The 22,892-nt window shown below is 51.5% G+C and carries 20 protein-coding genes and 1 tRNA gene; 10 read left to right on the forward strand and 11 right to left on the reverse strand.

Features of this window, described 5'->3' with window-relative positions; genetic code table 11:
* The first annotated feature begins 3 nt into the window (after nt 1–3).
* From mutY to JW499_RS16335, 3 genes are all read left to right on the forward strand, one after another.
* Nucleotides 4–1,077: an A/G-specific adenine glycosylase gene (mutY, locus tag JW499_RS16325; protein ID WP_205211584.1), complete on the forward strand. Its 1,074-nt coding sequence runs from the start codon at nt 4–6 to the stop codon at nt 1,075–1,077.
* 57 nt (nt 1,078–1,134) lie between these two features.
* On the forward strand, nt 1,135–1,407 hold the full coding sequence (locus JW499_RS16330) for an oxidative damage protection protein (RefSeq protein ID WP_205211585.1): 273 nt from the start codon (nt 1,135–1,137) through the stop codon (nt 1,405–1,407).
* 217 nt (nt 1,408–1,624) lie between these two features.
* Nucleotides 1,625–1,700, forward strand: a tRNA-Phe gene (locus tag JW499_RS16335).
* Nucleotides 1,701–2,564: 864 nt separating this feature from the next.
* Here the strand turns inward: JW499_RS16335 and JW499_RS16340 are convergent.
* Entirely contained in the window at nt 2,565–3,440 is an 876-nt protein-coding gene (locus JW499_RS16340; protein ID WP_205211586.1) for a DUF3800 domain-containing protein, read from the reverse strand.
* Between the two features lie 603 nt (nt 3,441–4,043).
* Here JW499_RS16340 and JW499_RS16345 point away from each other — a divergent pair.
* The gene (locus JW499_RS16345) at nt 4,044–4,805 is read left to right on the forward strand and encodes a PRC-barrel domain-containing protein (protein ID WP_205211587.1); all 762 of its coding nucleotides are present in this window, start codon (nt 4,044–4,046) and stop codon (nt 4,803–4,805) included.
* Nucleotides 4,806–5,152: 347 nt separating this feature from the next.
* Here JW499_RS16345 and JW499_RS16350 read toward each other — a convergent pair whose 3' ends face one another.
* The gene (locus tag JW499_RS16350) at nt 5,153–5,983 is read right to left on the reverse strand and encodes a phytanoyl-CoA dioxygenase family protein (protein WP_205211588.1); all 831 of its coding nucleotides are present in this window, start codon (nt 5,981–5,983) and stop codon (nt 5,153–5,155) included.
* Nucleotides 5,984–6,066: 83 nt separating this feature from the next.
* Between JW499_RS16350 and JW499_RS16355 the strand changes: the two genes are divergently transcribed.
* Nucleotides 6,067–6,978 carry a LysR family transcriptional regulator gene (locus JW499_RS16355; protein ID WP_205211589.1) on the forward strand — a complete coding sequence of 304 codons (912 nt, stop codon included), beginning with the start codon at nt 6,067–6,069 and terminating at the stop codon, nt 6,976–6,978.
* Nucleotides 6,979–7,056: 78 nt separating this feature from the next.
* Here the strand turns inward: JW499_RS16355 and JW499_RS16360 are convergent, their stop codons facing one another.
* The 8 genes from JW499_RS16360 to JW499_RS16395 form a co-directional block, all read right to left on the reverse strand.
* The gene (locus JW499_RS16360) at nt 7,057–8,946 is read right to left on the reverse strand and encodes a putative bifunctional diguanylate cyclase/phosphodiesterase (RefSeq protein ID WP_205211590.1); all 1,890 of its coding nucleotides are present in this window, start codon (nt 8,944–8,946) and stop codon (nt 7,057–7,059) included.
* Between the two features lie 263 nt (nt 8,947–9,209).
* Nucleotides 9,210–11,048, reverse strand: coding sequence for an SLC13 family permease (locus JW499_RS16365; protein WP_205211591.1), 1,839 nt, complete (start codon nt 11,046–11,048; stop codon nt 9,210–9,212).
* Nucleotides 11,049–11,185: 137 nt separating this feature from the next.
* Nucleotides 11,186–11,857, reverse strand: coding sequence for a hypothetical protein (locus tag JW499_RS16370; RefSeq protein ID WP_205211592.1), 672 nt, complete (start codon nt 11,855–11,857; stop codon nt 11,186–11,188).
* Nucleotides 11,841–12,428: a cyclin-dependent kinase inhibitor 3 family protein gene (locus JW499_RS16375; protein ID WP_205211593.1), complete on the reverse strand. Its 588-nt coding sequence runs from the start codon at nt 12,426–12,428 to the stop codon at nt 11,841–11,843. The genes JW499_RS16370 and JW499_RS16375 overlap by 17 nt, the downstream gene beginning before the upstream one ends.
* A gap of 47 nt (nt 12,429–12,475) precedes the next feature.
* Nucleotides 12,476–13,000, reverse strand: a complete 525-nt coding sequence (locus tag JW499_RS16380) for a hypothetical protein (protein WP_205211594.1) — start codon at nt 12,998–13,000, stop codon at nt 12,476–12,478.
* Between the two features lie 171 nt (nt 13,001–13,171).
* A complete protein-coding gene (locus tag JW499_RS16385) occupies nt 13,172–13,750 on the reverse strand; it encodes a dimethylsulfonioproprionate lyase family protein (RefSeq protein ID WP_205211595.1) in 579 nt (192 codons plus the stop codon).
* 17 nt (nt 13,751–13,767) lie between these two features.
* Complete coding sequence (locus JW499_RS16390; protein WP_205211596.1) at nt 13,768–13,977, reverse strand: hypothetical protein; 210 nt, start codon at nt 13,975–13,977, stop codon at nt 13,768–13,770.
* A gap of 114 nt (nt 13,978–14,091) precedes the next feature.
* Nucleotides 14,092–14,874, reverse strand: a complete 783-nt coding sequence (locus JW499_RS16395; RefSeq protein ID WP_232846471.1) for an AraC family transcriptional regulator — start codon at nt 14,872–14,874, stop codon at nt 14,092–14,094.
* A 104-nt stretch (nt 14,875–14,978) separates the two neighbouring features.
* On the opposite strand from JW499_RS16395, the gene JW499_RS16400 reads away from it, so the two are divergent.
* From JW499_RS16400 to JW499_RS16420, 5 genes are all read left to right on the forward strand, one after another.
* A complete protein-coding gene (locus JW499_RS16400; RefSeq protein WP_205211597.1) occupies nt 14,979–16,172 on the forward strand; it encodes a YbfB/YjiJ family MFS transporter in 1,194 nt (397 codons plus the stop codon).
* Nucleotides 16,173–16,286: 114 nt separating this feature from the next.
* A complete protein-coding gene (locus JW499_RS16405) occupies nt 16,287–17,951 on the forward strand; it encodes a formate--tetrahydrofolate ligase (protein WP_205211598.1) in 1,665 nt (554 codons plus the stop codon).
* 119 nt (nt 17,952–18,070) lie between these two features.
* Nucleotides 18,071–19,678, forward strand: coding sequence for an NAD(P)/FAD-dependent oxidoreductase (locus JW499_RS16410; RefSeq protein ID WP_205211599.1), 1,608 nt, complete (start codon nt 18,071–18,073; stop codon nt 19,676–19,678).
* A 147-nt stretch (nt 19,679–19,825) separates the two neighbouring features.
* A complete protein-coding gene (locus JW499_RS16415; RefSeq protein WP_205211600.1) occupies nt 19,826–21,808 on the forward strand; it encodes a DNA/RNA non-specific endonuclease in 1,983 nt (660 codons plus the stop codon).
* Nucleotides 21,809–21,815: 7 nt separating this feature from the next.
* A complete protein-coding gene (locus tag JW499_RS16420; protein WP_205211601.1) occupies nt 21,816–22,145 on the forward strand; it encodes an immunity protein YezG family protein in 330 nt (109 codons plus the stop codon).
* Between the two features lie 134 nt (nt 22,146–22,279).
* Here the strand turns inward: JW499_RS16420 and tnpA are convergent, their stop codons facing one another.
* Complete coding sequence (tnpA, locus tag JW499_RS16425; RefSeq protein ID WP_205211602.1) at nt 22,280–22,720, reverse strand: IS200/IS605 family transposase; 441 nt, start codon at nt 22,718–22,720, stop codon at nt 22,280–22,282.
* Nucleotides 22,721–22,892 lie beyond the last annotated feature (172 nt).

Consider the following 22,892-nt stretch of genomic DNA (forward strand, 5'->3'; position numbering starts at 1 on the left):
TTGATGACACCTGAACAATTCGCTAACGCCGTGCTGGTCTGGTTTGACCAGCACGGACGCCACGATCTGCCCTGGCAGGCGCACAAAACCGCCTACTTTACCTGGCTCTCTGAGATCATGTTGCAACAGACTCAGGTAACCACAGTAATCCCCTATTTTGAAAGATTCCGCCAGCAGTTTCCCACGGTCGATGATCTGGCGGCAGCCGATCAGGACGAGGTGCTGCACCTGTGGACCGGGCTGGGTTACTACGCCCGCGCCCGCAATCTGCATAAAACCGCCAAAATCGTCAGTCGGGATTTCGGTGGCCGGTTTCCCGAAACCGTTGAGGAGCTGGAGCAACTGCCCGGCATCGGTCGCTCGACTGCCGGCGCGATTCTGTCGATCTCCACCGGCAAACGGGCGGCGATACTCGATGGCAATGTAAAACGGGTGCTGGCCCGCTTCTACGCCATCGACGGCTGGCCCGGCACCACCGACAATATAAAACAGCTGTGGAGCTTCGCTGAACAGAACACCCCGCATGAACGGGTGGCCGATTACACCCAGGCGATGATGGATATGGGGGCGACTCTCTGCACCCGCAGTAAACCCGCCTGCCTGCTCTGCCCGCTGCAGCAAGGCTGTCAGGCACACCGCCAGGGCCGCGAAAACCAGTTACCGGAACCCCGGCCGAAAAAAGTGATCCCGGTAAAACAAACACTGATGCTGCTGATTGAGGATAGCGAAGGTCAGATACTGCTGCGACAGCGCCCACCAACTGGCATCTGGGGCGGCCTCTGGAGTCTGCCGGAAACCTCCGATCTGCGCGACGCAGAACAGGAGACCGGCCTGCCAGTGGATACTGACAGCGCCACACCACTGGAACCACTGCGGCATACCTTCAGCCATTTCCACCTGGACATCACCCCGGTGAAGATCGCCCTGCGTAAAGCGGGCCGGGAGAGCGAATCGCACAAAGACCTTACAAACCGTGTCATGGAACAGCCCGCCACACTCTGGTATAACTTGCACCAGCCACAAAAGGTCGGCCTCGCCGCCCCTGTGAAAAAATTACTGGGTAAGCTAAAAAGCTAAACCTCTGGTCTGAGCTTGAAGCGTTCACAGCAGCCCGGAATAACCTTGGAGAATAAGATGACCCGCACCGTCATGTGCCGTAAATATAAAGAGGAACTCGAAGGTCTGGACAAGCCCCCCTATCCGGGCGCTAAAGGCCAGGAGATCTACAATACCATTTCGAAAAAAGCCTGGACCGAGTGGACCAACCACCAGACCATGCTGATCAACGAGAAGCACCTGAGCCTGATGGACCCCTCTACCCGTGAATTCCTGCAGCAGGAGATGCAGAAATTTATGGATGGCGAAGACTACGAAAAAGCGGAAGGCTACGTACCGCCGTCAAAATAAACAGTTTTAGCTTGTGGGAGCGGCGTTGGCATGCCCTCCGGGTACCCCGCGCGATATAAAAATCATCGCCGCGAGGGCGCGCCTCCCACACTCCCGGCCGCTGATTTTGCCGTTCCGAAGAGCTGACTTAAGTGCTCATGCCGAGAGAATATTAAAAAAAGCGGACAGCTGTATTGACAGCGCAGCCTGAAATCAGTTTAATACGCACCTCCTGTTTGCCCGGATAGCTCAGTCGGTAGAGCAGAGGATTGAAAATCCTCGTGTCGGTGGTTCGATTCCGCCTCCGGGCACCACTTCAGGTATCATTAAAGCCTCGCTACGTAGTGAGGCTTTTTTGTATCCGCAACACCGCAGGGCGGAACACGAACCGGTTCGATTATTCGTCGCTTCGCTCCTCCCCTTCGGGCCATCGCCGAAGAGCAGGCGATGTTGTAATGGCCTCCGGCCATCGCTCCGCCTCCGGGCACCAATGATTCTGATAAAGCCTCACTTTGTAGTGGGGCTTTTTCGTATCTGGATTATCGCAGGGCGTCCTCGAACCTGGTTCGATTATTCGTCGCTTCGCTCCTCCCCTTCGGGCCATCGTCAAAGAGCGACGATGTTGTAATGGCCTTCGGCCATTGCTCCGCCTCCGGGCACCACTCAGGACTGAATCAGCCTCACTTTGTAGTGCAATGCTGTTCACATAAGAGGAGCAGCATTGCGGCAGTGATGCTGGGCTTTTGGGGTTATGGGTAACTGCGATAGAGAACAATACTGTAGGAGGCGCGCCCTCGCGGCGATTATACAGCTCTCCGATATAGCCTTTGGTACGGTGGTAATTCCACCGGAAAATAAATCTGTCCCCTTTATTGGCTGTCCCCTTTATTGGCTATTCGTCGCTACGGGCCAGATGAAGCTGATTCAGCCTTCACCAGTCGCAGGCTGTTTCTAAGTGAAAGGATCAGCAATTAAATCGCAAGTATAAACTGACTAGAACCCCATACTAGATATTAGTCTCTGTATACAAGACTCCTGTTAATAGTTTAGAGGCAGCCAGCGTCTAATAAGCAAGGCTTCTAGAGCTATGTCACTGTTGCAAGATAGTAAGGCTATACTCTATACTTCATCACAAGTGGATTGGGGGTGCCCGGTCGGCGTTATTGCCTCGGTGAGTTTCATCGGGGCTTTTCGCTTTCTGGAGCAGGGTAAATTTTCATTCCTACTCCTTCATAGCCTTGCCCAACCATATCTCTACCGCCATCACAGTAGAACTTCTCTTTCAAGACGTCAAAGGCCCTATTATCTTGCCCAGGCCTTAGCGTATTCAGACCAATAGGTCGAGCAACCAGATCAGCTAACTGCAGACCTGACGACATCACCTTTTTATCTGAGAAAATAACTTCAAAAGGTAGCGCCTGTCCCAGACGATTATTGCCATCACAGATTCGCCGAAACTCGAGCTCTAACTCTTGATCCTCTCTGTTGCCCCGACATTCCACAACTATATGCGTTTTTTTCTCAAGCTGGCGCTTCTCCTGAAGAAACTCATAAAGCGTTTCAAGACAAAAACCCAACGCGGTGTGATAGGGATTAGAGTCAAGCTCATTCGGTTTTTTCAAACGTTGTTTATCAATAGTACAACTGATCAAAATGAAATTGCTGTACTTGATAATATCCGTCAACTGATTGAGAAAGTCGTGCTTTTCATCTTTGCTTCGGAAAATATTAAAAGCACCTTTTTCCTTACGGATTTCGTTCTCATGTAGCACAATCTGATCATGACCAAAGTGATTAAATTTAAACTTTTCAAGAGCAGGAACAATAGCTTCGCTGTAATGCCTTTTATGGAAAATGCAGAAAGCCAAAACAAAAATTGGGTAGTTTGTATCAACACTTTGAAGGCTGTGATCTCCACTTTCGTCAACGTATACAATGTACTTGCTAAAGGAGGAATCTTGTTCAACATTGTAATTATGAGTAGCTGAATGAATGTCCGTATTGGCTTTATCGAACTCAAATAACGGTAACTGTTGCTCTTCTTTGTCCGACATTCCCTCTACCCCTGCTTGCCCTTCCTATAAAGCATCATAGAATTACAATTTTGCATCATGACCAATAGATATTAGCCTGTTTAATAGGAAAATACATTGGTATAAAGAGCTGAAAACAGGGACCAAAAAGGGGACAGATTTATTTTAGTTGGATCAATAGAGTCAGAAATCAAAGGACAGAGTAAATTCCACCAAGTCACTCTGTCCAGCCCGACCCGCCCCTTTCGGTCTTAGCTTTATCTCTGTGCCCTCTGTGTTCTCTGTGGTGAATCATTGAAGGAAAAAGAGCTGAAGTGCGTTTCACCACAGAGGGCACAGAGATCACAGAGGAGGGGCGTTATCTACAACTTCACCCTCTAAGAATCACTATCAGCAATGTTGTCTACCGCACAGTGAGCGCGCCAGCAAAGACGTACTCTATAAACTGCCTATTCCAACGGAATGGTAGCCCGCAATCCCAGCTTTGCTGTTGTGAAATGAACAGCTTCACCAGAATACCGCTGTATCGAATGCTTAATCAGAGTAAGCCGACAATGCTGCGAAAAGCGGTCTGCTATAGTTTCAGTACCCCTGAGAAAAATTACGTCGAGGAGGAGTATGACCATGTTGCGCAGTTTAAAGGAGATATCGGATTTTCAGTTACAGGGCACCGATGAAGAGATAGGCCAGTGCAAAGATTTTCTCTTTGAGGATCAGTGCTGGGTCATCCGCTACCTCGTGGCCGATACCAACAAATGGCTGCCCGGTGCACGCAAAGTGCTGATCAGCCCGATAGCTCTGGGCCAGCCTGACTGGGACAAGCATCAGTTTCCCGTCAACTTAACCCGGGAAGGGGTTGAGAACAGTCCTTCGCCCGATGATCACCAACCTATATCCCATCAGTATGAAGCGGAACTGTTTAAATACTACGGCTATGGCTTCTATTGGACAGGTGATGGCTTGTGGGGAACCTATCCGCGGCCAACCCCCTTAGTCGATGACAACGTCCTTGAAGATGCGGCAAAACCTAAACCGGAGGACCGGCATTTACGTTCGGCAAACGCCGTCAGGGGGTACGGGATTCAGTCTATCGATACCAAATTTGGCCATATTGATGACTTCATTGTTGATGAAGACAACTGGACGATCCCCTATATCGTCATCGACACCCACAACTGGCTTCCCGGTGGCCGCAAAGTGCTTATCAGTCACGAATCGATAGACGCAGTGAATTGGGCCGACCGCTCCATTACCGTTAAGTTAAGCACTCAAAAAATTGAAGACAGTCCGCTATTCGCAGCAGAGATGTTCAATGATCCCGATTATGAAAACACCATTCGGAACTATTACGGGCTTGATGCCAGGCTGGCAGACAATTGCAGTTAGCAAGTGGGAATATGTAATACCTGCATAGGTGATTCATACTGCCTCTGATAGCCAACCGGAAACAAGGAAGCAGATTTATTTTCTATCGCTTAAGAATATTCATCACTAAATCAGCCCCTTCTCTTTCGAGCAGGTAAAACAAAGTTTTACATCTGGCAACGAGCTAGCCGCAAAGCGGCGGTCTGGCCACTTTTTAGCCCCCTTACCCTTACCTCTGTGCCCTCGGTGTTCTGTGTATGCCCCCTGGGTACTGTGGTGAGTTTTCTCTTGATGCTTTGATTTACCACAGAGAGCACGGAAAAGGGTTATCAGCACGTGACCAGTGCTTATCTTCAGGATTCTCTCACCTACGCCCGATAAAACTCCGGAAAGATTGCATTATCTGCCGGATGACTGCCGGGGCTGACGCGCACCTCTTGCGGGTTTACGCTGGGGTCGGTGCCGGGTCTTGGGTCCCAGATGGCATCGCCGCCTAACCAGCGGGTTGAGAAGGCCATACGGTCCTGAGTGGTTGACTGGTTACCGGGCGAGCCATGTAGCGTCCAGGCGGAGAACAACAGGGCGTCACCCGGTTGCAGATCGAAGCCGATAATGTCGAAGTTTTCCCGCCCGGCTTCGATATCGGGGCAGGGAATTCCTTCACCGGTGCCGGTCCAGGCATTGGCCTTTTCACCCGAGGCGCCAAAGGCTTCTGGCAAGTAAAATACATCCTCATTGTGGGAACCGCGGACAAACTCCAGGCCACTGCCCGCCACTGTTACCGGAGTGAGAGCCAGCCATATGGAGGCGATCTGTTTACCCCGGAATGGCCAGTAGGGCACGTCCTGATGCCAGGGGGTTGGCGTGGTGGTTTCTGCTTTCTTGATCAGCAGATGGTCGAAATAGAAACGCGCGGTCTGGCTCTGCATCGCCTGGGCGGCCAGGCGGGCGCAGCCGGACTCTTTTGCGTACTGATACACCAGATCATTGGAACGCCACAGGTAGCGGTCGGTGAACATACGACCTTTCTCTGCTCCGGGGTTTCCGTCGTTGCAGAGTTTGCCCGGGTGATCAAGCTGGTACTGGCCAAACGCTGTCAGTTTTTCAACCCACTCAGGATCAACCGCGTTGCGCAGACAAACAACGCCATCCTGCTGATACTGGCGGATCTCATCTGCTGTCAAATCTCTCTGGGTCATACCGGTTTCCTCTTATATTTATTGTTGACCCGACTATAGCGCCATCAATATTATTGATTAAGTCGATAATTTTGATACCTGTTATGGAAAAATTTGATTACAGTACGCTGAGTCTCAAAAGCCTCAGGACTCTCAAGCTGATCTATGAGCAGGGTTCTTTGACGGCTGCTGCGATTGAGCTGGGGCAGAATCAACCTGCCGTCAGTTATACACTGGAGCAGATGCGTGAAGCACTGCACGACCCTCTGTTTGTGCGTTCGGGCCGGGGGGTAGCACCCACCAGTCGCTGTCACCAGATCATGCCGGAGATTGAGAACCTGATTCGGGGGATGTCAGAACTGCTCCAGCCAGAGGAGTTTGAGCCAGCCAATGCCGATCTGGATGTCACGCTCTCCTGTAATCAGTATGAACTGCAGGTGATCGTTCCGGAACTGGTGCAAAGAATAAGCAGGCTAGCGCCCAATATCCGCATGACATTTATCCAGTCACACCTCAGTGGCCATCAACAGCTGCAGCGCGGTCAGTGTGATCTGCTGCTTTCGCCGGTGGTGCATGATTACGAAGCGCTTTATCAACGCACGCTGTTTCAGGATCGCTATGTGTGTCTGATGTCTGCAGAACATCCGTTAGCCCGACGGCAGATCAGCCTCGAAGATTATGTCCAGGCCCGACATTTAGAGGTTCGTTACGAAGGGGGCTGGAAGCCTCTCTACCTGAATACCCCGGACCTTCAGGGGGTAAATCTGAATGTCGGACTGCGCCTGCCCAGTGTCTCCAGTTTCATTCCGACCATTGCCAATACCGGTCTGATCATGACTCTGCCGGAACGTTTGGCACGACTGATTGGTGGACCGATGCAGATTAAAGAGCCCCCTTTCAGTTGCCGCTTCGAACTGAACCTTTACTGGAATAAGATCACCCACCACTCGAAGGCTCATCAGTGGATACGTGAGCAGATTATCAATACCTGTACCGGGCTGGATACCACAGAATAAGCAGTAAGGGAGGTAGGAATAGACGACAGAGCTGTTTGTTCAGCCACCGAAACAGTTGCCTGACCGCGTCCCGAGGGGCTATTCTACAACGGAGTCAGGGTTACTCATCAGACTGAGCATCTCCGGCCATGACAGCGGACGGGAAAGGAAATACCCCTGTACCCAGTCACAACCTATCTGTTGCAGATAATCCAGTTGCTCTTGTGTTTCCACCCCTTCAGCAACCACCCGCAACTCATATAGCTCGGCCAGCTCTTCAATAATCCTGACCATTTTATGCCGCGCGACATTGGCTGAAAACAGATCATTCACAAATGACCGGTCAATTTTAAGACAGTCCGCAGGGTAGTTTATTAACTGCCTGAAAGCGGTAAAGCCGGTACCAAAATCATCCAGTGCCAGGGAGATACCCAGCGCTCTAAGCTCACTGAGTATTGTCCTGCTCTTATTGTCGTCCACAACAAAGGCGGTTTCAGTAATTTCAAATTCAATGGAAGAGGGCACCACTCCATAGGTATTGAGGAGCGCTTTCACCTGCGCCGGAAACAGTTCATTATGCAGCTCTACGCCAGAGATATTGATGCAGAGTTTGCCACTGAAACCGGTTGCCGTCTGCAGCTCTACCAGGCGCACCATGGCATTACTGATCACCCATAGATCGATCTCTTTGATCAGACGGGTCTTCTCCGCAATCGGGATAAAGCGATCCGGACCAATACCATCGTGCTGCAGGTTTTCTGCCCGCAACAACACTTCAAACCCGACAATTTCAAGTGTCTGGCAATCATACATCGGCATGAAAACCAGAGAGAAGAAGTTGTGTTTCAGTGCCACCCTCAAAGCACTCTCAATCCGGTCCTGATCGCGCAACTCCCCGGCCAGTGCATCAGAATAATATTCAAAGCGGTTTCGGCCGTTGCCTTTGGCCTGATACATCGCCAGGTCTGCACGATGGATCAGCTCTGACGCGGTTTCTGCATGCTCCGGATACAGGGCGATACCGATACTGGCATATACCGAATGACTGATCCCCTGCACGGGCAGTCCCTCTTCAAATAGCTGCAGAATACGCTCAGCCACCTCCCGGGTTCTGTCGATGAGCTGCGGGCCGTTTACCACGACCACGAACTCATCTCCCGCCATCCGTCCCAGTTCAAGCTGAAAAGATGGAATGAGTTCCTCTGCCAGTTGTCTGAGCCGGGCGCTAAAGGTGCTTAATAATTGATCACCGGTATCATGACCATAGTGATCATTAACCTTTTTAAAATTATCCAGGTCGATATAAAGCAGGCCGACATGCCGATCGGGCCCTTTGGTGTTGTGTAGTAACGATTCCAGCCGGTCCTTTATATTCCAACGGTTTGGCAAGCCCGTCAGAGTGTCAAAAAAGGCCATTTTATGCATATCCGCATCATGCATCTTTATCAGCATCGCTTGTGCACGCTCATCTGAATGCAACGTTGCCAGACAGATCAGATAGAGCGCGGCCAGGGTAAACTCAATACGTATCGATTCGGTCGACGAATAACTTGCCAGTAAAAGTCCCGAAAAGGGGGTTAGCAGAAGCACACCGCAGATAATCAGAAAACAGCCGTACAGCAACACCGCCGTTCTGAAGCGGTTGATGAAGATGTTGATCGCCAGTAGCGGATAGACCCAGAAGATCCCGGTATTTTCCCGTCCACCGGTAATCAGCAAAGTCAGCGACAACACCACGCAGATACTGTTGATAGCGATAATTCCAAAGCGGATATTGTCATGCCGATGCAGCTGATACAGGGCAACATAGCCCAGGCTCATACACCCCAGCAGGATAGCCCCCAGCAGATACATATGATCAACAACCGTCAACGAACCAAATACCAGCAGGAATGAGGTGCCTATCACCAGCAGTAGTTTACATAACAGAATATATCGACTATTCCGGACAGACCGGAGTTCATCGCTGCTTTTGGTGCTATGTATCATCAGGCTCTGTATCTCTTCTATCGATTCTGAATGAGCTCTTAGACACCGTTATTGGTACGCTCACCCCAGACAATTATGACTCTCTGCTGACGCCATGGATAAAGCGGCAACTATATCGGAAGCTTATCCAAAAAGCAGGCATCGATTGCGCCAGACTCACTCATTATGGGCAACCATAAAGAGCACAACAGGGGATTACCCGGCTGGAGATCGAAACCAATGAGATCGACTTTTTCGTGGTCGGCCTCAATATCCGGACAGCGTCACCCAACCGGATAAAACACCGGGATCAGGAAGCTCAGCGATAACCACATGATGATTGTTAGCGGGATACCGACTTTCAGAAAGTCATTAAAGCTGTATCCGCCGACGGTCATCACCAGCAGATTAGTCTTATAAGCCATTGGCGTGGCATAACTCATATTGGCACCCAACAACACGGCCAGCACAAAAGGCTCGACCGGCATGCCAAGCTGATTGGCTATGCCTATCGCTATCGGTGTGCCGATCACAGCGGCAGCATTGTTTGAGACGATATTGGTCATTATCGCCATCATTAACATCAGGCCACTTAACTGCATGGTCACCGACAGATCCGCCGTCAGATAAACAAAACCTGCGGCCATCGCATCGGCGGCCCCGGTTTCAAGCATTGCGAAACCCAGCGCTAATGATGCGGCAACAATCAGGATGATCTGGGCATTAACGGCTTCAGCCATATCTTTCCAGCTGAGGCAGTTTGTCAGTGCCAATAGCAATACGCCGCAGAGGGCACTGATAGCGATAGGCAGAAGCCCCAGTGCCGAAATAGCCACCACAGCGATCATAATCATCAGCGCCAGCGGGGCTTTTTCAGTGTGGGGGATATGGGATGTGGCATCAAGTACTAATATCTTACCCTGCTGTTTAAGCTCTGCGATGGTTTCGCTGGCGCCTTGTACCAGCAATACATCACCCAGTTGTAACGGTGTATTGTCAATATCCGCGACGGTCTGGCGGCTCTGTGGGCCGGCACGATGCAGAGCCAGAACAACCAGTTGATATCTGTCAGCAAAGCGCGTTTTTGAAACCGACGTGTTGAGTAGTGGAGAACCCTGAGCAATGATGATTTCCGCTAACTGCTGCCCTTCCGCCTGCAAAGGGTGATCTTCATCTATTTTTGTCTCACTGTTATACAGGTCGGCATCCAGCAGTTTTTCATAGGCTTTCAGATTTTCAGGAGTGTCACTGACTAACAACTGGTCCCCCGGCTTCAAGGTCAGCTGCCGGGAAGCAACGGTCAGGGCATCGCTGCCAGCCCTTTTCACATATTTAATGCTGACCCGTTGATCAGTCTGTGCCATAACCTCTTCGACCGTTTTACCATCCGAAAAGCCATCTTCATTGATATGCAGTGCGGCAGAAAAAATTCGTGGCGACGCATCCCCAAGCTCGGATGCCCTCTCGGGTAAAATCCTGGGTGCCACCAGCCATAAATAGATAATTGCCAACAGGCTGCTGAGCGCCACCGGCCCGATAAACTCAAACATGGAGAAGGGCGCCATCCCCATACTGACGGCCACCGAGACCACCAGCAGATTAGTCGATGTGCCGATGGTGGTTCCCATCCCGCCGATCAGGGTGGCGAACCCCATCGGCATCAGAATACCTGAAGCGGATGTTTTGGTCTGCAACGAGACGCTGATAAGAATGGGCAGCAATAAGATAACAATAGGGACGTTATTAACAAACGCACTCAGTGCCGCACCAACGATCAGGGTCAGTAAAAAGGACAGCTTCGGCGACACCTGCCATAAACGGGCAAGCGCCCTGCCAACAGGCTCAAGTGCGCCTGTCCGGGCCAGTGCGTGGCCAATGATCATCAGTGCAGTCACCGCAATCAGTGCTTCATGGCCAAACCCGGAAAAGAAATCGACCGCATGAATGGTTTTGCCATCAGAGGTATAAGGAAAGAGCTGAAAACCGGTCGCCAGCGCGGCCAGGACAAATAAACTGGAGGATTCCAGCGGTAACCAGTCCCGCGTGAACAGAAACAGAGCCAGAGCTGTGAGCAATAAAACGGCAATGGCGTGCGTATTCAATACTATCTCGGCGGGCATCATTATCTGCGCTACTCAGTCGGTAAAGGCGTCTGGACCAGTGTAGCAAAGCTAGGCTGATAAAAGACTAGGCATGGTAATAAAGATTGCGGATCAAGGGGTTATCAGAGCCATATCAGCATTAAGAGCACCCAGCACGGTTAACTCAACCTCCCCATCATATCGGCTTTGCGTGCCATCATTTTTTCAGTCAGTTTCTGACTGCCGCCGTTGCCGAGGATAACCCGGCGGATCTGTTCGTCGGGGATCTGAGTGACCACACTGATCGCCTGTTTAATCTCGTCGTCAGTCATATCGCCGAACAGTTTCAGAGCGTGGGGATTATCTGCATCAGTTCGCAGTGCATCCAGCTCCTCCACGGCCGTCCCGAACGCTTTGCCTTTGGGATCGCCGTGGGCACGAAAGGCCAGTGCGCCGCCAACGTCCAGAGTGAGGACTTTGCCATCGATCACCCCCTGATTATCACCATCAAAACCGGCGGCATCCCAGTTGGCGGTCCAGGCGTGTACACCGAACCATTGCTGCGCCTGCTTGCGCTCGCTCTCGCTGAAGTGAGCAATAACTTTTTTGTCGAGGCAGAGCCATTCAGTGGCAATCTGGCAGGGATCGGCGGTGTTCAGGTAGGTGAGGGTTGGGGCACCCGCCAGTTGATACAACCGCGCAGCGATCAACTCATTGCGGGCATGCATCGGCGATTCCAGATCTTTAATGTAATAGCGCTGGCCGCTGTCATCCCGAAAGATACCCGCCGGATTGCTGCCGATCTGACCGGCTATCCGTTTCAGGCAGCGGGTATCAATTAACGGTTTCACAGACGCGGCTCGACTCTTCATCATCAATGGCCAGGGTTTGTCGCACCAGCGTCAGCTGCGAGGGGGTTTCAATGGCACCTTTGCGCGCCCTGCGTACCGTTTTTATCGCTACTTTGGGCTCCATACCCAGCTCTGCCAGCAATCTGGCAGCGATCATCCCGGCCCGGCCAAGTCCGCCTTTGCAATGCACCAGAATATCTTCTCCGTGGCGCAACCGGTTACGGATATCCCGCCCCTGCGAGAGCCACTGCTGCTCAAAAGTTTCATTGGGAACCGAATAATCCTCAATCGGCAGATGCAGCCAGTCGATCCCCCGACGCTGAGTTTCAGTGCCGAGTTGTGGCACCTTCAGCTGCCTGAGTTCAAAGGTTTCCACCAGCGTGATCACCAGTGTTGCGCCCCAGTCGACGATCACATCCAGATCGGCATGCAGATCCCGGGCCCAGGCGCCGGTAATCGCAAAGGGGTCATGCTTACCCGGGCAGAAGGTGATACCGATCCGGCCAAATGAGTCAGTCGCACGGACCTCGGCTATCTGCAGGGGATGGGACTCACTGGTTCTTGTTGCCATAGTCTCTCCAGCGGTTATGAGAACCGGTGATCGGCGGATGGACAGGACTAACCATCCAGCTCCTCCTCAATAAATCGTTCCGCAATCAGCAGAAAGTTACTGCCGCCAATCTCATCGGCGGGGTCCAGCTCCAGCAGTTTACTCAGCACCTGATGAGCCCGGACAACTTTTTCCTGTCTTAGCCGGATGACCCCGAGCGCTTTCAGACTGAAAAGATAGAGCCGGGCAACGGACTTGTCTTCCAGCCAGGGCGCGCTGTCCGCCGTTAACAACCGGTAGTTGCGTCTGAACCCTCCCTGACGGGCCGCTTCCGTCAGTGTCCTCCAGACCTGCCGTTCAGCGTCTCGATAACGGGCGGTTCGGAAGTAAAGCTTGTACAGCGCGATATAGGTATCCAACGCGTCAGGCCAGCGCTGCATCGCACCCAGCAGGATGCGCTCCTTTGCCAGAGGGTCACTCTGATTCGCCGCCTGATAGAGTACCAGCCCCAACTCGTCCGACAAATTGTCAGAAAAGTAACGTTGCTTACCCTCCAGTATCGCTATATTTTCCATCGCCTGCCTGCTCATCATTACACTCCCGGACACCGTCAGATAAAGGCTCAGGAGCATTCAGGATAAGCCTGATGAACCAACCGTTCTGTTGATGACTGAAAAGAAACACCCGGATAGGGAAGGATTTGCAAGAAACGTGCAAGGTATCGGGGTTGATAAAAAGGAAACATTACCAGTGCAGCGGGCCCTTTATGGTTTCAGGCACCACAGGGCAAATAATGGCGTCTCCACAGACCGCATAGAGTGGACAATATCGGCCGGATTATAGACATAGCCGCCTGGGCCGGGCGACCACCAGCGGTTATCATGTTGCCGCCACAGACCTTCGCTCAGAACAATATAGAGCTCTTCAGGTGGATGGTGGTGATCCGGATAGATCAAACCGGGCCGCATCAGGGTGACGCCGACAATAAGATCGTCGCGCACCTCCAGCCCCCGGGGGCCGATCATCTCTGCGTTGGCATGGCCGGAGCTAAAATCCGCCATAGCGGGGGCTGGCCTTCGGTGCCATGCCAGACAGTCTGTGATATTAAAGAAAGACTCGACTAAGGGGTGCAATCCCCCAGGCAGAGATTGATAGCTTCTTTTCACCTGCAACAGGACGTCGCTCAAAGGGTTGGCCTGTACCGTTCGCGGGGATAGATCGCCTTGCTGTTCAAAGCACTGACTCATCGCTTTTACCATGCTGCGGGCCTCTGACGATAATCCATCAGCGTCGTTTAGTGTTCTGAGCAACTGCAGCCGGAAATCATCGAATCGAATATCCATAAAGTAATCTTCAAAACTTACTTATCACCTGATGTTTGCAGCTTTTTGATATAGGCCTCCATTGACGCCAGATTAAGCTGATCGACCTGGCTCTGAATCTGAAACTTAACGTTCGCCTTCGCCTCTGCGGAATAGAGACGATAGAGGACAAGGTTAACCCCCAGAGATAACACAAACAGCAGGGCAATAACGATCACCGCATCCAGATGTAACTCAAACTTTTTCAACGCTCAATTCCTCTGTGGAGAATGCTTAAACCCAATGCCTGAACAGTAACACAGGGCTTATTACCGATATATTTGTTCAGCGATTTTTTACTCCGGCTGTTACATCAGCAGGTGCTATCTCTGCTTTCGATATTGCGCCGGGCTGACACCAAACTGCTCCCGAAACGAAAAGATAAAAGGGGAAGGTGAACTGTAACCAAGTTCCAGCGCAATTACCGTGATGCTTTGCCCCGTATTCAGTAACTCTATCGCCTGCATCAGGCGTAGCTGCAGCCGCCACTGTTTCAGAGACATACCGGTTTCCCGGCGAAAACGGCGATCCAGTGTGCGTTGCGAAACCGCCAGCGCGGCGGCCAGCTGCTGCGATGTTTCACGGCGGTCTGATTGTTGGTAGAGCCGGCTACACAGGGCGATCAGGTCTTCACTGACCGGCCAGGGCAGATACCGGTCATTCCTCTCAAGACGACTGAGGGTCTGCAACAACAGCTGTACCAGGTCATCTTCATAACCCTGTAACGGGTATTCCACCGCAAACCCTGCAGCGGTGAGTATCAGTTCACGGAACAGCGGTGTCACCTGCAACACAACAGCCTTTTCTGACGTCAGCCCCTGATAACCCGCATCAAGATAGAGGCTTCTCAGCTCAGCGCCATACTCGGTGTAAACACGGTGCTGGCAGCCACTGGGGAGCCAGATCGCCTGCTCCGGCGGAATAAAATAGCGTTCGCCAATCAGGTCCACCACCAGCACCCCGGATACCGCATAGAGCAGTTGGTGCCACTCATGTCTGTGTGGCGGAAAAAAGTGCCCGGCAGGCATCGTCTCCTGACGCACGTACAGCTCCCGGGGCAGGGATTGCATGGTTAAAAGACTCAGTTCGTGTGAAACATCCAACATTATCCTCCAGCTGTCCTGTTTTATACATCTATTGTCATTTTATAGAAAGATAACAGAGGCCATATCCGGTAGCCTACCCCTATCTGTACTGCCGGAAATTAATCATGTCAGAGATCAGTAAGTTCCGCATGCTACTTACCTGTGTTTTGGGGGTCGTGGCCACCATCGGTATCGCCCGTTTCGCCTATACTCCGATGATTCCGGAGATGGTCCGGGGGGTCGGTCTGAGCGAATCGGTGGCGGGCTATCTCGCGGCGGCCAACTATGCCGGTTATCTTAGCGGGGCGCTGCTGATCTCATTTATCCACAGCCTGGCACTGAAAGCCCGGCTCTATAAAGTCGGCCTGCTCACCGCAGTGTTGACCAGCATGGCGATGGCCCTGACAACGTCCGAACCGGTCTGGTATCTGCTGCGCTATCTGTCTGGCCTGAGCAGCTCTGCGGGAATGCTGCTGGGGGGCGGTTTGCTGATGCACTGGCTAATGAAACGTAACCACAAAGCAGAACTGGGTATCTTCTTTTCCGGGCTGGGTATCGGCATTGTGATCACTGCACTACTGGCCGTTCTGATTAAAGATATTTTCACCTGGGAGCAGCAGTGGCTGATCTATGGCTCCGCTACCCTGTTATTAATTCTGCCTGTCTGGTTGTGGTTACCCGATTTCAGTGCTGAGCAATCACTGCCTAAACACCATACCCGGCAGATTCCGATGCCCTCCGGTTTTATGCCGGTTCTGCAACTGGCCTATTTCTGTGCCGGTGCCGGTTATGTGATCTCAGCCACGTTTCTGATCACCATTGCAGAAAGTATTGATGCCCTGGCAGGACAGGGGTGGATGATCTGGCTGGTTGCCGGGTTAAGTTGCGCCCCGGCCAGCGCATTATGGGATAAAGTGATCAATATGACTGGCCAGTGGCAGGCCCTGTTTGCCGCTTATCTGCTCAATGCCCTGAGTATTCTCATTCTGTTACTCAGTCATGAACTGATTGCGGTGATTATCAGCGCCCTGATCTATGGCGCCAGTTTTATCGGCATCGTCGCTATGATGCTGTCGATGGTTGGACGTCTGTTTCCGGATAACCCATCCAGACCGATGAGTCGGCTCACTTTCAGTTACGGTATCGCCCAGGTCATCGCCCCGGCGATTGTCGGCTTGATGGCCGAGTATTATGGCAATTTTAATAACGGTCTGATACTGACACTGATCGTGATGCTGGGTGGCAGCGTTGCTCTGTTAATTGCACAACGCATTGAGCAGCAGGCGGAACTTTCAGCCGGAATCAGCAACAGTGTTTAGTTAAGCCAACATCGTTAGCTGTATTCGATGACTCATTTAAGTGACCGAATAATTTGACGCCAGCCGGTTTTATTCCCATGTTTAATCAGGTGAATGATAATCAAGGAGTCTGTTATGGCCACCGATGTCGAGATCGCGCTGCAATTCGCCCCCCGCCCCATCAGTGAAATCGCTGAGAAACTGGGGATAGAAGATCATTATCTGAACCATTATGGCCGCGACATCGCCAAGGTCGACCTGCGGGCACTCAGCCACAACGGTCGCCAGCCCGGCAAGCTGATTCTGGTGTCTGCCACCACCCCAACACCCTCAGGAGAGGGTAAAACCACCACGACCATAGGCCTTGGTCAAGCTTTCTCACAGCTAAACGAATCGGTATGCCTGGCCTTGCGGGAGCCATCATTGGGGCCCTGTCTGGGGATGAAAGGCGGTGCCACCGGTGGCGGTTATAGCCAGATCATGCCAGCCGACCGGATCAATCTGCACTTTACCGGTGATTTTCATGCCATCACCAGTGCTAACAATCTGGTTTCAGCCGCCATCGATAATCATATCTATCATGGCAACAAACTGAGTATCGATCCCCGACAGATTGTCTGGCGGCGGGTGATGGATATGAATGACCGTAGCCTGCGTAAAATCGTTCTCGGTCTCGGGGGCAAACTGCAGGGCATTCCCCGCGAAGGTGGCTTTGATATTACTGCCGCTTCCGAGGTGATGGCGATGCTCTGCCTGGCCGAAGATGCCGAAGACCTGCAACAGCGTCTGGATCGCACCCTGATCGGCTTTACCTATGAGGGCGAACCGGTGTATGCCAGACAGCTTGAGATCACCGGGGCGATGATGGCATTGCTGCGGGATGCCCTGCAACCCAACCTGGTGCAAAGTTTTGAAGGCACCCCGGCGTTTGTTCACGGCGGACCCTTTGCCAATATCGCCCACGGCTGCAACAGTGTTATCGCCACCCGGATGGCGATGCAGTATGCCGACTGGGCGATCACCGAGGCGGGCTTTGGTTTCGATCTGGGGGCGGAAAAGTTCTTCGATATAAAATGCCGGATCGCCGGACTGGACCCCGATGCCGTGGTACTGGTAACCACCGTGCGTGCGCTGAAGATGCATGGTGGTAAACAGAAAAACGCGCTGGAAAGCGAAGATCTCAGCGCCGTAAAATTAGGCCTCGGCAATCTGGATAAACATATTGAGAGCGTCATGCTGTTTAACAAGCAACCGGTGGTGGCGCTCAACCGTTTTGCCACCGACAGCGATGCCGAGATCGCGATTATTCGTCAGCGCTGCAACGAACTGGGGGTGGCCTTCGCTGAAACCACTCACCATGCCGATGGCGGCAAAGGAGCGCTTGAACTGGCCAGAGCGGTGATCGGTTCCGTGGCACAGAACCGGCCGTTTAAACCCCTCTACGATCTGGAACTCACCGTACTGGAGAAGGTACGGGCGGTGTGCAAACAGATGTATGGCGCCGATGATGTCGCCTTTACCAAAGAGGCGGCAAAAGATCTGCAACTGGTGGAGCAACTGCGACTAACGCATCTGCCGGTGTGTATCGCCAAAGCGCCCAGCTCGCTGTCGGATGACCCGCTACTGCATGGCCGCCCCCGGGATTTTGAAGTCACCGTGCGGGCGATTCAGATCAACTCCGGTGCCGGGTTTCTGGTAATTCTCACCGGTGATATCCTGCGTATGCCGGGGCTGCCAAAACAACCGGCCGCCAATAAGATGCGCTTACTTAAAAGCGGTGTAATCGAGGGGCTGGAATAACTCAGCACACCGGACTAATCATTTCAGCAACACGCACCGAAATACAGTAAAATGCCCGCTTTACTATGGCCAAGTAACGATAGAGTGGTTTTCCCGCTCGCCTATTCCGGATTTCTCAGATGATACGTGTTTCCAATATTAAACTGCCGCTTGATCATAAAGAGCAGGCGCTCACCGATGCCATTTTAACGACACTTGGTATCACCGCTGAGCAGTTAACAGCGGTTGAGATACGCCGGCGCGGTTATGATGCCCGGAAAAAGAACACCATCTTCCTGATATACACCCTCGATGTCGACACCACCGATAACGAGGCGTTGCTGCAAAAACACGTGGGCAATCAGTCGATCCGTCCGACGCCGGATATGGAGTACAAGTTTGTCGCCCAGGCTCCGACCGGTCTGCAGGAACGCCCGCTGGTGATCGGTTTTGGTCCCTGCGGTATTCTCGCGGGGCTGGTGTTGGCGCAGATGGGGTATAAACCGCTGATAATCGAACGGGGTAAAGAGGTGCGCCAGCGCACTAAAGACACTTTTGGCTTCTGGCGGCAAAAAAAGCTCAACACCGAGTCCAATGTGCAGTTTGGCGAGGGCGGCGCCGGGACCTTCTCCGACGGCAAACTTTCCACGCAGATCAAAGACCCGAACCATTACGGCCGCAAAGTGCTGACTGAGTTTGTCGAAGCCGGTGCGCCGGAAGAGATCATGTATGTCAGCAAGCCCCATATCGGTACCTTCCGGCTGGTGTCGATGGTGGAAAAGATCCGCGCTAAGATTATCGAACTGGGTGGTGAGATCCGTTTCAGTGCCCGGGTTGATGATCTGCTGATCGAAGCGGGCCAGGTCACCGGCATTACGCTGTCTGATGGCGAAACGATTAAGTCCAGACATATCGCCCTGGCAATCGGTCACAGCGCCCGGGATACCTTCCAGATGCTCTATGACAAAGGCGTCTATATGGAAGCGAAACCGTTTTCAGTGGGGTTTCGTATTGAGCATGAACAATCCCTGATCGATGACGCCCGTTTTGGTAAAAATGCCGGACATCCGATTCTCGGCGCCGCCGATTATAAACTGGTGCATCACTGTAAAAGTGGCCGCTCGGTGTACAGCTTCTGTATGTGTCCGGGTGGCACCGTGGTGGCCGCCTCTTCCGAAGAGGGACGGGTGGTCACCAACGGCATGAGCCAGTACTCCCGTCAGGAACGCAACGCCAACAGTGCCATTGTGGTCGGTATTGACCCTTCAGACTATCCCGGCCACCCGTTAGCCGGGGTGGAATTTCAACGTCAGCTGGAAAGCAACGCCTACCTGATGGGGGGTGAAAACTACGATGCACCGGCACAGAAAGTCGGTGATTTTCTGAAAGGCGCCGCCTCAGAGGAACTCGGCAGTGTGCAGCCATCATTCAAGCCGGGGATTAAGTTAACCGACCTGTCAAAAGCCCTGCCGGATTTCTGTATCGAAGCGATTCGTGAAGCGATTCCGGAGTTTAATAAGAAGATCAAAGGCTTCGCTAAGAATGATGCCCTGCTGACCGGTGTCGAAACCCGCACCTCGTCACCCGTTTCCATCAAGCGCGGCTATGATATGCAGAGCATCAACACCCGCGGCCTCTACCCTGCCGGGGAAGGTGCCGGTTATGCTGGCGGCATTATGTCAGCAGCGATCGATGGCATCAAAATAGCGGAAGCGATCGCCATGAGTATTAATGAGCAGCAGGGGTAAATCTTAGCGAACAATGATTTATATCGACGCATAGAAGCAGAACGGCATTCCCGCGCCTCCGATCGCCATATTTATAACAGTACTCTTTAACGTCAAATCGGTTATCTTCTTCACTCCTCAAAAATCACCCTCACAAGGACAGTGAGTATGTTACATCCTATGGACAGAGCGCGGTTATGTAGTGGCAGCGATCTGACTGCTGAAAAACTCCCCTATGTTCTTCGACCACAGAAGGCTCTGAATACGGCCCAACGAATGTGGTCCAATGACTTCGAGCGCTCGAAGCTGATCCGCTTTGACCCGATGCCCCGGCATACCCGCTATACACAACGCTTGCCCTTTCCCTCATCGCTGCAAAACGCTATCTCTACCGGCCAGTTGATACTCATGCTGGATGATGCCCGTATGATTACGGCACCGGTTGTCAGTCAGCGAAATGGTGAGCTGCAAACATCCGGCTTAGAACGGGAATCACTGTTGTTTCGCACCACCATCGAACGGGCGTTGAAACGCAGTAGTTTCAGTAGTGGCCGTGTGAGTCGCCCCGATACAGTCACAGACGCTCCAATGAGTTTTGCCGACAGCATCGCGGTAAACAACAAATATCTGCTGGGCGAAGACAAGCAAGCCAAAGAGAAGCAGTACTGCGTCGATCTTCAGTGTGTCTGGGATAATGGCGAGTCAGTAGGAGAGATTCCGCTGCTACTAACTTTTGATACTGGTGAAGTGCAGCGACATACACTGCCAGCCAATGGTCATCTGGTCGTAGAGGGAGCACCCTCCGCCAGTTATAAAGCACAGCTCAAACCTGATGAGGATGACACATCAGCACTTCGTACCTCGATTCAGGAAACCTTAGCCGCCATCATTGAGCAAGAAAAAGCCGAAGCGGCAATGCATCAGTCATTGCAGGATCAGATGGGTGTTGTTGACAATGTTCTGGTGCATTCCGGCGCAGCGATGTGGGGCGTGTGGAACTGGGCAAAAGATACATCTGAGGCTATAGAAGCATCGGTCAAACTGGCAACGCCAATAGGAACCTTAAGCAGAGCGTTGCAAGCATCCTATGCTGCCAGCCAGGCCGGACCAGAATCCACATGGCAGGAGACATTCCTTAAAAGCTATAGCGACCAGCAACACGAGGACTTTCTAAAAGCCTTAGGTTTTGATCCTTTACAGATCAAAAAAGAACAGTTGGCAGAAGCCTATGAAATAGCCAACTTTGTATATGAGGATGGTCCTACACGAGCCGCGCTGACGAAGTTCTCAGAAGATTACGTTAAAGCTCAGGACAGTATTGAACTTGCCGAGTCGCTGGCCCCTACGGTAATGGATACGATTCTGACGGTTGTATTGACCGCTGCAACAGGTTATGGCGGAGCCGTTATCGTTGCCAGAGCAGGACAATCGCTCTTCAAAAAACTGGGCAGATTATTAGTCAGTCTTGGTAAGGCGTTGAAAAAGTCTGAACTTTCAAAACGCATCGTCAGTAAACTGAGTAACAAGCCTGAGAGATTCGAAATTCGGCGTCCCGAAGCCCAGAAATTGTCAGAGCCTAAGCAGGTTGAAGGGAATGCAAATGATGGTACGATGGGGAGTAAGGATGCTGTTCTGGATAAGACACCGAATGATGTTACTGAACTTGCTCCTGGTGAAAAAGGCGGTTGGAATAAAGCGCTTAATGGGGAGTTGAAACCTAATCATAAGTACAAAGTTGGCGATTACTTTTACGAAACAGACGACCATGGTCGTGTCAATCGTGTCAGTGGTGAATTGAATTTAAATACCCGAGATAGAAATACATATCAGCAAGGAAAGTCGGGGAAAGAGGATGGCATTAAAGATGGCTTATCAGATGATGATGGTGGACATTTAATCGCTTCGATTTTTGATGGCGCAGGCGAGCAAATTAATTATTCACCGATGAATTCAAATTTAAATCGTGGTGCCTGGAAATCTATGGAGAAGCGGTGGGCAGATGCTTTAAAAACGAAGCCCCCAAAAGAAGTCAAGGTTGAGATACAACCTATTTATGATGGCGAGAGTAAGCGGCCATCAAAATTTGTTGCAAAATATACGATTGATGGTGAGCCATTTAAATCAATTTTCAAAAATAAACCTAAGGGTTAAATAGCGTATGTCGGTAACGGTAGATGAAATTTATTTAAACATTGCTCAGGGTATAGCGTCTGCGATAGAGGGTGACTGGGAAGAAGCCTATATATTTTCTGAAATATTAGAAGACGCCGCAAACTTTAAAGGCGAATATACTACTGGCAGCGACAAAAAATACTTTGAAGTGGCTGATGAAGCATTTGACAACTTTGAGGAGTTGCACAGGATAACTACTGAAGGCAATAACAATAAGTGGAATCGGGCCAAGTTCACGCTGACTCCTGATGGAAAATTCCACATAGATTTTGAATGGGATCAATCATTGGCTAATGAGATCCAAGCCAATTCATGATCAAGATAAAGAGTATCGGACATAGCCATAAAGGGGAGTAAATATCCCCCGGCAAAGCCGGGGGCTTTAGTTTTGTGAGCCGCTCAAAGCGGCGGTTACGGAGCTATCGCTCCTTGCTCCCCCAAAGGGGTCGCTTAAATCAGTTTCAATTGATCGATTCTACGATCTTCTTGCTCTTGATGCCGTATATAAGAACGGATTACCTCTTCATCTCTTCCTACTGTCGAGGCGAAATAACCTCTTGCCCAGAAGTGTTGTCCCACATAGTTTCGGCCTCGCCCACTATAATGCCGAGCTATGTGGATCGCACTCTTTCCTTTGATAAACCTGATAACTTGAGCTACCGCATACTTCGGCGGTATAGAAATCATCATATGCACATGATCTGGCATCAGATGCCCTTCTTCGATCAGACTTTCTCTCTGCCGTGCCAGTTGGTGAAATACTGAACCCAACTCTTTTCGTATCTCGCCAAATACCCTTTTCTTACGATATTTCGGAATGAATACTATGTGATACTTACACTCCCAACGGGTGTGGTTTAAACGTAAGCGTCCGGCGAACCCATCTGGCATCCCAAGCCAGACCCTCTAATCTAGTGTAGTGTTTCACTCTTGATAATTCTTAATGTATCCTCAGCTCAAATACCCTGAGAGAATCGGACTTATCGCATGCGAATTGCCACCCCTATTGTGCTTACTGAAGAAGAAAAGGCTGAGCTGAACAAGCTTGTTCGTTCCGGCTGCA

The organism is Amphritea pacifica (assembly GCF_016924145.1).
GTDB classification, from domain to species: domain Bacteria; phylum Pseudomonadota; class Gammaproteobacteria; order Pseudomonadales; family Balneatricaceae; genus Amphritea; species Amphritea pacifica.